At 33.3% G+C, this 8768-nt stretch carries 7 protein-coding genes, 1 tRNA gene and 1 pseudogene; 3 read left to right on the top strand and 6 right to left on the bottom strand.

Annotated elements, in window-relative coordinates; genetic code table 11:
- Positions 1-679: 679 nt before the first annotated feature.
- Positions 680-985 (bottom strand): hypothetical protein, encoded by a 306-nt coding sequence (locus tag P618_RS00590; RefSeq protein WP_021826931.1) that lies wholly within the window; start codon positions 983-985, stop codon positions 680-682.
- Positions 986-1177: 192 nt separating this feature from the next.
- Between P618_RS00590 and P618_RS00585 the strand changes: the two genes are divergently transcribed.
- On the top strand, positions 1178-2530 hold the full coding sequence (locus P618_RS00585; RefSeq protein WP_021826930.1) for an MFS transporter: 1353 nt from the start codon (positions 1178-1180) through the stop codon (positions 2528-2530).
- Positions 2531-3041: 511 nt separating this feature from the next.
- On the opposite strand, the pseudogene P618_RS08975 reads toward P618_RS00585, so the two are convergent.
- Together P618_RS08975 and P618_RS00580 are read right to left on the bottom strand one after the other, a co-directional pair.
- Positions 3042-3266 (bottom strand): annotated as a pseudogene (locus tag P618_RS08975) (transposase); the annotation flags it as partial.
- Positions 3267-3384: 118 nt separating this feature from the next.
- Positions 3385-3618 (bottom strand): hypothetical protein, encoded by a 234-nt coding sequence (locus P618_RS00580; protein WP_021826929.1) that lies wholly within the window; start codon positions 3616-3618, stop codon positions 3385-3387.
- Positions 3619-4087: 469 nt separating this feature from the next.
- On the opposite strand from P618_RS00580, the gene P618_RS00575 reads away from it, so the two are divergent.
- The gene (locus tag P618_RS00575; RefSeq protein ID WP_021826927.1) at positions 4088-4837 is read left to right on the top strand and encodes a JAB domain-containing protein; all 750 of its coding nucleotides are present in this window, start codon (positions 4088-4090) and stop codon (positions 4835-4837) included.
- 294 nt (positions 4838-5131) lie between these two features.
- The gene (locus P618_RS07585; protein ID WP_021826926.1) at positions 5132-5281 is read left to right on the top strand and encodes a hypothetical protein; all 150 of its coding nucleotides are present in this window, start codon (positions 5132-5134) and stop codon (positions 5279-5281) included.
- A 1207-nt stretch (positions 5282-6488) separates the two neighbouring features.
- Here the strand turns inward: P618_RS07585 and P618_RS00565 are convergent.
- The 3 genes from P618_RS00565 to P618_RS00555 all read right to left on the bottom strand — a co-directional run bounded on the left by P618_RS00565 (position 6489) and on the right by P618_RS00555 (position 8686).
- Positions 6489-6562, bottom strand: a tRNA-Arg gene (locus P618_RS00565).
- A gap of 590 nt (positions 6563-7152) precedes the next feature.
- On the bottom strand, positions 7153-8133 hold the full coding sequence (locus P618_RS00560) for a hypothetical protein (RefSeq protein WP_156918927.1): 981 nt from the start codon (positions 8131-8133) through the stop codon (positions 7153-7155).
- Between the two features lie 100 nt (positions 8134-8233).
- Complete coding sequence (locus P618_RS00555; protein WP_156918926.1) at positions 8234-8686, bottom strand: hypothetical protein; 453 nt, start codon at positions 8684-8686, stop codon at positions 8234-8236.
- Positions 8687-8768: the final 82 nt, after the last annotated feature.

The following is an 8768-nucleotide window of genomic DNA, read 5'->3' as shown; positions in this document are numbered from 1 at the left end:
TAAACCAGTCGATGTTGCATAGTGATTTTGACTTATGAAATAGTTGCTATAAATATCAAGAAGATCCAGTTTCATTTTTTGTCCTTAAAAACTTATGGACGAAAAATATGATTATTTCAAGCAGAAATCAACTATTGCTGCGTAACATTAGTTAATAAACTTTAAGGCAGTACCGCACAATTGACACACGCTATGATAAAACGTCTTAAAACCTTTTTCCATACACTCTTTTGGCTCCAATGGGTAAAGAGGGGAGAGGGCTTTAAAATCACCAAACCTCTCTGGAAAGATCACGCCAATGAATTTCACCACGGTAACAGTATAAAACAGCATCGACAAACAGGAAATTATCCTTGGCTGTCACGCCCCTCTGATTTTTCAAGAAAATTCTCCTTTATCCGATCTCACTGACCATCCCGAAACGCATAACGTCTCATTTAACTTATATTTTCTTTGAATTCGTATAAAATTCTCAAAAATATCGAAAAAAGTCAACTTAAGTGAGGACATGAACCAGTATAAATGAGTTTCGAAAGAGATCTGATATTTTGCATTTCAATTCAACTGTTTTTACTGTAAAAGTTCTGATGTAGCCAAAAATGTGAGCATCTATGATTCACTTCATAATACATCTCAACTACACGTTTAGCTTCCTAAAACATTCTTCACTTATAACTCGCTACTTATGTATGCGATTCTTTTTTCTCAAAATCTGTCGTGCGGCTTTCATTTTATCCATTCCTTTATCAACTAGGTTAGCCCAATCTGCTTTTTCTTCTGATGTTGTGGCTTCACTAAAATCAACTCCGTCTACTTGAAAACTAAACGGATTTCCCATAGCCATAACGACCTGAAAACATAAAAGTCCAAGTAAAAAAATGCCTCCCAATACATTACGAAAATATGATTTCTTTTTTTGCAAACAAGTTTCTATACGCTCTGCTTTCTTGCTTTGAAAGAAAAAAAAATTTTTAATACATACCATTAATATTTGCCTCTATTTCTATGATGCCGTGAACTTCTCCCGACATTTTAAAATATACATTGAATTATTTTTATTGTCTTCTGAGAGATAGACTTTTAACACAGCTTCTTCTATCATCGAAATATAATGAGAGATAAACTTGTGAGTACGATGAATTTTAAAAGTTCAAAAAAAAACATCCAAGGTACCCTGATGTGGCTTTTAGTTGCGATATATTATTTTTATGAAATGGTATTAAGAGCCTCTTCAGGAGTTCTTGCAAAAGATTTTATGTCAACTTTTCATATTCAGGCCACTCAATTGGGGATCTTGTCAGCTGTCTACGGGTATGCATATTCTGGATTGCAAATTCCTTGTGGGATCTTGTTAGACAAAATAGGAGTTCGTCACTTAGTTAGCATTTCTTGCGCATTTTGTTCTTTGGGAGCTCTCTTATTAGGGACTTCATATTATTATCCTGTAGCTATTTTAGGTCGTGTATGTATAGGTATTGGATCTGCGTGTGCCTTTATCAGCACATTAAGACTGATCGTTGAGTGGTTTGAGGTTAAAAATTTTCCGTTAATGGCAGGTTTAACTAATGCTATTGGTTGTCTTGGAGGTTTGTGCGCTGCTTATCCACTTGCAAAATTGGTCGACGCATTTGGGTGGAGAATGGCATTATGCGCACTTTCTGGTTTCGGATTAATTTTGGCGGCACTCATTTGGGCCTGTGTTAGAGATCGTCCACAAGACAGTGTATCTATTGCATCGTCAGTTCAAGAAAATTCTTTCTCAGTTCAAGAAAACTCTTTGCCCGTTCAAGAAGATGCATCTTCAGATCTTTCTTTAGCTTCTCATTCGAAAAAAAATTTTTTTATTGAACTGATATTAGGCATTTTTAGTTGGACTAAATTTCTTTGGCCTGTACTTAAAAGTTCTCAAATATGGGGAGCAGGTTTGATCGGGGCATTTCTTTATGCACCTTTGGTCGTTTTTGCTGAAGCTTGGGGGGTGCCTTTTCTTCAATCTGCTTACTCGATTTCTGCATCCGTTGCATCCAATGCCAGTATGGCCATGTATATCTTTTTTTCTTTAGGAAGTGTCTTGGTATTACCCCTGTGTCGTCACTGGAAAAGTTATTGGCGTGCAATTTTTTTAGCAACCCCTATAATTTCGGGAGGTATGGGGATGATTGCTTTATCTGCAGGTATCGTACCTTTTTATATTATTGTCTTTTTATGTTCCGTTGTGGGATTAGCTATGGGGGCTCAGGTATTAGTTTTTACTTTAGCAAATCAAGCGCTTTCTTCTAAATTTTCCGGAACTGCAAGTGCTTTAACAAATACAATGATTATGGGGATTTCCTATGTCATGCAAGAGAGTTTTGGAAGAGTGATGGACCATTTTTGGGATCATTCACGAAGCGCAACGGGAGTTCCTATATATACAACCTCTCCTTATACGCATGCATTATTTTTTCTTTCCATCGTGACTCTGTTAGCCTTTCTGGGATTTATTTTTTTAAAAAGTGACTATATCCAAGAACCTCATCCTAACAAGTAAGGAATGGGTAGTGTGCAGCGATTTTTGAAATTTTTTTGTTTTCTAACCTTACTCAACGCAATCAATAAGGCGTTATTGATTTTTTTAGGTTTCTAATAACCCAAAAAAATAACAATTTGTAAAATCTTGATTTCGATCATTGCAAATTTTTAATATCGCTGAAAAAATATTGAATTTTTATATTATGTAGGGGATACTCTGATATTCAAGGTTAGAAACAAAAAAAGTTAAACTATCTACATTTTTTAGATATAAATAAGCATCTTTACAAAAATTTCTACTATTCAACGTTATAAAAACATGTAGTAAATTGAATTGAAGCTTAAGAAGATAGGTGTTATTTCTAGAAAAAAATTTTAAGATCCTGTAATCAAGAACCTATATACTAAAAGTAGTTGAATTATGATAAAATAAAAAAAAACTAATTGACTGGTATAAGCCCTGTCAGAACTCAATTTGCCGCCTAATCCATCGTTTCATATTTGTTCAAATTTTCTCCATTGGATTTAAATCAGGTGAATAAGGTGGTAAAAAAACTATAACAGAAAGATTCTAGTGATTCTCTAGTTCTTTGAGATTTATGAAATGAAGCATGATTCATGATCACAACTTGTCCGGGTTTTAATTTTTTTATCAAAAACTGCGCTACCCAAGCTTCGAATAATTGTGTGTTATAAGAACTGTTAAAAACCATCAGAGCAATCATTTCATTATTTACTAAATCTGTTACAATATGAGTTCTTTCGTAATATTTACCGCTTTTTTTACGAAAAAATCTTTCACTTTTTTTGTCTCATCCTCTATATTTGCAAATGGTTAGCTCTATCCCTTTTTCATTAACGTATACAAGATTTTTAGATGATATATTTTATTACTTGCTTTCCACATAGGTGAAGATTTTTTAAAACTAAAGCTACGCGCTTTAACCAATAACGTGCTTCACTGGCACTTATGCCAAATTCACGAACAATATCTTCTGATCTAGCATCTGGATGATTAGTTGCATATTGATAAAAGCCCCTTGTTCTATAGGGGGCTTTGCACCCAAACGCATTTTTAGGTGACAATGTCAATTCAATGTCATTCAAGCACCTAATCAAATCACTACAAAAAATTTTTCATGCGCAGGCCCTGTAGCACATTTAAGTTGATGTTGACGTTTTTTTAAAGGTATGTTATTTTTGAAAGAAGATTTTAAAATCATATAGCCAAGATCCTTTTTTCTTCGATCATCAAATTTCAGGCTTTATTTTTATCCGCAAACCTCAACTTAATTTAACTATATATGAAGCTCGTACACGTTTTAAAACTTGATTTCGGGCTAGAACGGCGTTAAAAGAAAACATATCCCCAAAAACAACTCTTTTTGAAGAATGGACGGCAATGGTACTCTAAGCATGATTCGATCTTATGGATGTGTTGTAGGGAAGACTCAAAAAAATTGGTAAAGATTTCAATCCTTTACGTTTATTTTAAAAAGTAAGTTGCTTGGATTACTATAGAGAGTGCGACCGTTTTTTATTCAATTTTCCTCTAATGAAACATAACGAATTTGGTATGAAAGAAAAGAAAGAAAAAATTGGCAGAGAAAAGCCTTTGTATCTTGGACATAGACAACGGTTAAAAGAAAGATTTTTAAAAAGCCCTCAAACTTTACCCGATTATGAGCTGTTAGAGCTCTTTTTGGGAATTTTATACCCTCGGAAAGATATGAAGCCTTTAGCTAAAAAACTTTTAGAAGCGCATGAATCGTTGTCGGGCGTGTTTTTTCAATCAGAGCTTTTAAGTCATTGGGGGGTTGTATGCTTTCATGAAATCGCGCGCAGGCTTTTAATTCGAAAAATTCGCCAAGCTCCTATTCTTAATAACATTGAAAAAGTGATTGATTACGCTTACCTTTCTATGGGGCATTTAGCTCAAGAGGAATTTCGTATTTTCTTTTTAAATAAAAAATATGAATTAATTCAAGAAGAAACTGTTCAAACGGGAACATTAGATGAAGTAGCGTTATATCCTAGAATATTAATGGGACGATGTTTAACCTTTAACGCAGCAAATCTTATATTAATCCACAATCATCCCTCTGGAGATCCTCATCCGTCTAAGGCAGACATAGAATTAACGCGGGCATTAGAAGTTGCTTTGATTCCATTTCAGATTCGTATTTTGGACCACATCATTATAGGAAAATATGCGGCCTTTTCTTTTCGAGAAGAAGGCTACTTAGGGAAATCAGCAAATCTTCAAAAATCTTGCCATGCTTTTGAGAGTATGGGGGGTGAAAAAAGTGCGCCTGAAACCATTTAAATGCCTTTTTAGGTGCCCAGAACTTAGAATTTTTAAAAAACTTATTTTGTAAAAAAAACATAAAACGTTATAAATAACAAAATTTAAAAAAAAGATTGTTTAGTCCCAATAACATGTGGTTTGAATTATGATTAAAATTTGACGTGTTATGTTCAAATTCTAACATAAGAATATCAAAGGGGGGCTGATATTTCAATGATTTTAGCTTTCTTTTATGATTATAGTAAAGCACAAAAGTCATCATTGGCGCTTTAGCTCATCGAGATCTTTGTAAAAATAAGCTTTTGTTGTGTAGTGTTTGAAGATTCTGTTGATGACTTCGACCTGACCGTTGGTCCAAGGATGCTTGAATTTGGTGAGCCTGTGCTTAATGGTATGCTCCTTGCACATCACATCAAAAGCGGTGCGTTTTTTGGCCTCAGGTGTAGTGCAAGCAGTTCATAGATAAATTGCGCCCCCTTGTCTGTGAGAATTTTCGTTATTTTAAAAGGACAATGGGCGATCAGATTTTTCAAAAATGCACTTGACTCGTTAACCGACATCTTTGAATGGAGCTCGACAAACGTACTTTGTTGACCGATCAATGGCTACAAAAAGGTAGCATTTCCCTTGATCTGTGCGGACCTTCTGTACTGTCAATATGAACAAATCCAAGGAGATATTCTTTAAATTTCTTTTTTTCAGGAGCCGACTCTTCTTTTTTGGGTAAATATTTAGTCTTTTGAGGTATCGATACAGATTAGAGCCCATGAAATTGGGAATCTTCTCCTTCAAAGCAATATAAACATCATCAAGCGGAAGCTTAGAAACGCGTCTGAATTCACACACAATCTTTTGCTTCTGTTACAAATAAAATGCTTTGGCTGCTCAGGTCCAGAGCGTTTATCTTGAACACAACTGGCTTTCTTTTACTTCAAAACTGAAGGCCCAGACGCTTTGCTATTTTTAGCGACGCTCTGTACAGAGTTTTGTATTTTTTTCGGACTCAAAGCATCGTCTTGGCATTTCTATGCAGTATACTTTCGATACATTAGCCTCCTTTAGTGCCTTATAGGTTATACCATAAGAATTTGGAACTAAATAGTTAGGGAATATAGACCTTATGTTCACGCAGACCAAAAGTTATAGTTTGAAAAAAGTATGATATAACCAAGTGAAGGAAGGATACGTTAATTAAGTATCCTTATTTTACTTTTCCAGGGTAATGAAGTGCTTAAACATGATATGGATATTTATGAAGTCGTTCTCATAGAGTCACCGAAACATCTGTAGGGAGGTAAAAAAGATAAAATGCAATCATATTGCCGAAAGTGCGCTTTTATCGCAGAACAAGTTGCCTTAAAGAATTCTTTTGCTGATAAGATTATAATTTTTTCAAGGATATTTGGGGAGAATTTTACGTTTTGTCCGTTTAAAGTGTTTTGACTTATTTCGACAGGATTGACGTTTCAATGCACAAAAATTTAGAAATTCTTCTTGCATGATATCTTTGCCTAAATTATCGAGTTTTGCTTACAATCTTTTTTTGAATAAATTATTTTTTTATGACACCCTATTATTTTTTCTAGTCAATGCCAAAAAAAGTTTTTAAAAATTTATCAAACCTCAAAAACACTTCAAAGTATTACTTTTTAACTGTTCACAGATTAAGCGCGCCCAACAAGATTTGAACTCATAACCTCCAGATCCGTAGTCTGGCGCTCTATCCAATTGAGCTATGGGCGCTAACACTGAAAACCATTGTATCGCAAATTATTTTATTTGTCAATAAGATTTTATGAAACATAATATTTTCTTTGTCAAAAAAAACTCGAATTTTGAAGGATACACAAAAATTTAAAACAAAATTTTTTTAGCACGAATACAAAAAATAAAACCGATCTATCTTAACGTTAGGTTTATAGTTCAAAATGTATGTTGAGGGAGATAAAGAGGATTCTTTTATTTTATCGTCGAAATTTACGAAAAAAATACCAACGTGTGTAAATAAAAAATAATAGAAAGTTGTTTGAAACTTGGGTAGAAAAATTTTGAGATAAGCTAATATGGAAGCGTTGGGTTAGCGCTCACATGATTGCAATGATTTGTACGGCCTCTTTTGTGCGTAAATTTCAAATTGATTGACTATATTTCTTGCTATAATTCTTGAAGTAAAAGGAGTGTTGTAAAAATTGATGCTCAAAAATTTGATATCACAAAACTCCTCATTTTGAATTTAAGTTTTAGAGATCTATGGAATTAGAATAGGCACTGAACTTAAATATCTTCAAGATTATTTTACGTATTGTATATGTTTTGAATTCATATTTTATATGTTAGAAATTAGAAGTATGTGATAGAAACTTTGTGCATTCTTTTTGATCTTTTGGATCAAAATTTTTACACATAGTCTGGATATTCTCTGTGCTTAAGAAATCTTTAATGCTTAACGTTTTTCCTAGCATGGAAACAAGATCTTGAAGCACCTTCTTAATCTCTGCTTGTTTTGTAGTGGTCCAAAAATTATCGGTGTTATTCGTAATAATTGCAAGCACAAGAATCATAAAAAATTTCAAAATATTTTGATGATCAAAACTGAGTAACGTCATTTTGCCAGCAAATTTTGTCCTTATTTTAAAGTAACTTTCTAATACATTTTTATTTATAGCTTCTATTTTATCGCTTTCGTTTTTTAAATTTTTACTAATTCCTTTTTTGTACGCATCAACATAAGTATTCCATATCTCAAAAAAAGATTGAATATCCATGCGAGATGAGGGACTTTTAGTTTGACGTGCTGTACCCTGTTTCGTATCAATCGTTTCCTTCAGAATAGGTTGGTCGCCCAAATGTGGAGATGGTGATGTGCTTTCAAGATTCTGATTCTTATTGTTCATTTCATTCGGAACAGGTAGGTTGCCAAACTGTGAAGACTGCGATGTATTTGTAAAATTCTGATTTTTATTATTCATTCCATTCAAAAAATTTTGATCACCAAACTGTGAAGACTGCGATGTATTTGTAAAATTCTGATTTTTATTATTCATTCCATTCAAAAAATTTTGATCACCAAACTGTGAAGACTGCGATGTATTTGTAAAATTCTGATTTTCATCATTAAACTTTTGTGATGTGTTCAGCGATTTATGCGTATCTTTCGAAGAGGAACCAATGAACTGTGATCTATTCAGATCATCCGACTCATCATCACCAAAACTCTGTGATCTAGTCAAATTATCCGATTCATTATTACCAAAACTCTGTGATGTATTCAGATCATCCGTCTGACCATCAACAAAATTCTGTGATGTATTCACATTTGTTTTTCTCTCCAGAATCGATGTGTCCCCAAACTGTGGAGCTGTATTCTTCTCTGTAGTATTAGACGACTGTGACGTATCCAGATCACTCGGAGTCTTATGCACATTTTTGATCTACAGTTACCTTTGATTTTGAATTGCGAACAAAATCTATTAATCTTTTACATTTTTCTTCATCGTCCTCATCAAAAGTATGGCAAATTTTGCTTTTCAAGTCTTTTGATTTAAAAAAAGATGCTATATCTTCAAATGTTGCGATTTTATCAAACTTTACTTCATTAAAAAATTGTTCAAAACTTTGTTTGATAGCTGGTATGCTTGTGACTTTAACTCTATCTTCTAATATTTGATCAATGACTTGAATAAAAATGTCGTGTATCATTTCTTTATGCTTGAACAAGGAAGAATTTTTAAATATTTCTTCTGATTTTTTTCCTATTGCATCTTTTATTTTAGATGGATTGCTTTCTTTGTCCTGCTTTATCTTATTATATTCTTTTACAAAATTATTCCAGATTGCATAAAAATCATCAATCCCCTCAGAAAACACATTTTGAACGGGGACTAAAAACGTGCTCAGACATAATATAAATATTTTGTTATAATTTTTCATTTTGATCTATGTTTTAATC

Source organism: Holospora obtusa F1 (genome assembly GCF_000469665.2).
In the GTDB taxonomy this organism is placed as follows: Bacteria; Pseudomonadota; Alphaproteobacteria; order Holosporales; family Holosporaceae; genus Holospora; species Holospora obtusa.
The sequence above is the reverse complement of the archived record's forward strand: the minus strand, read 5'-3'. Positions and strand labels throughout refer to the sequence as shown.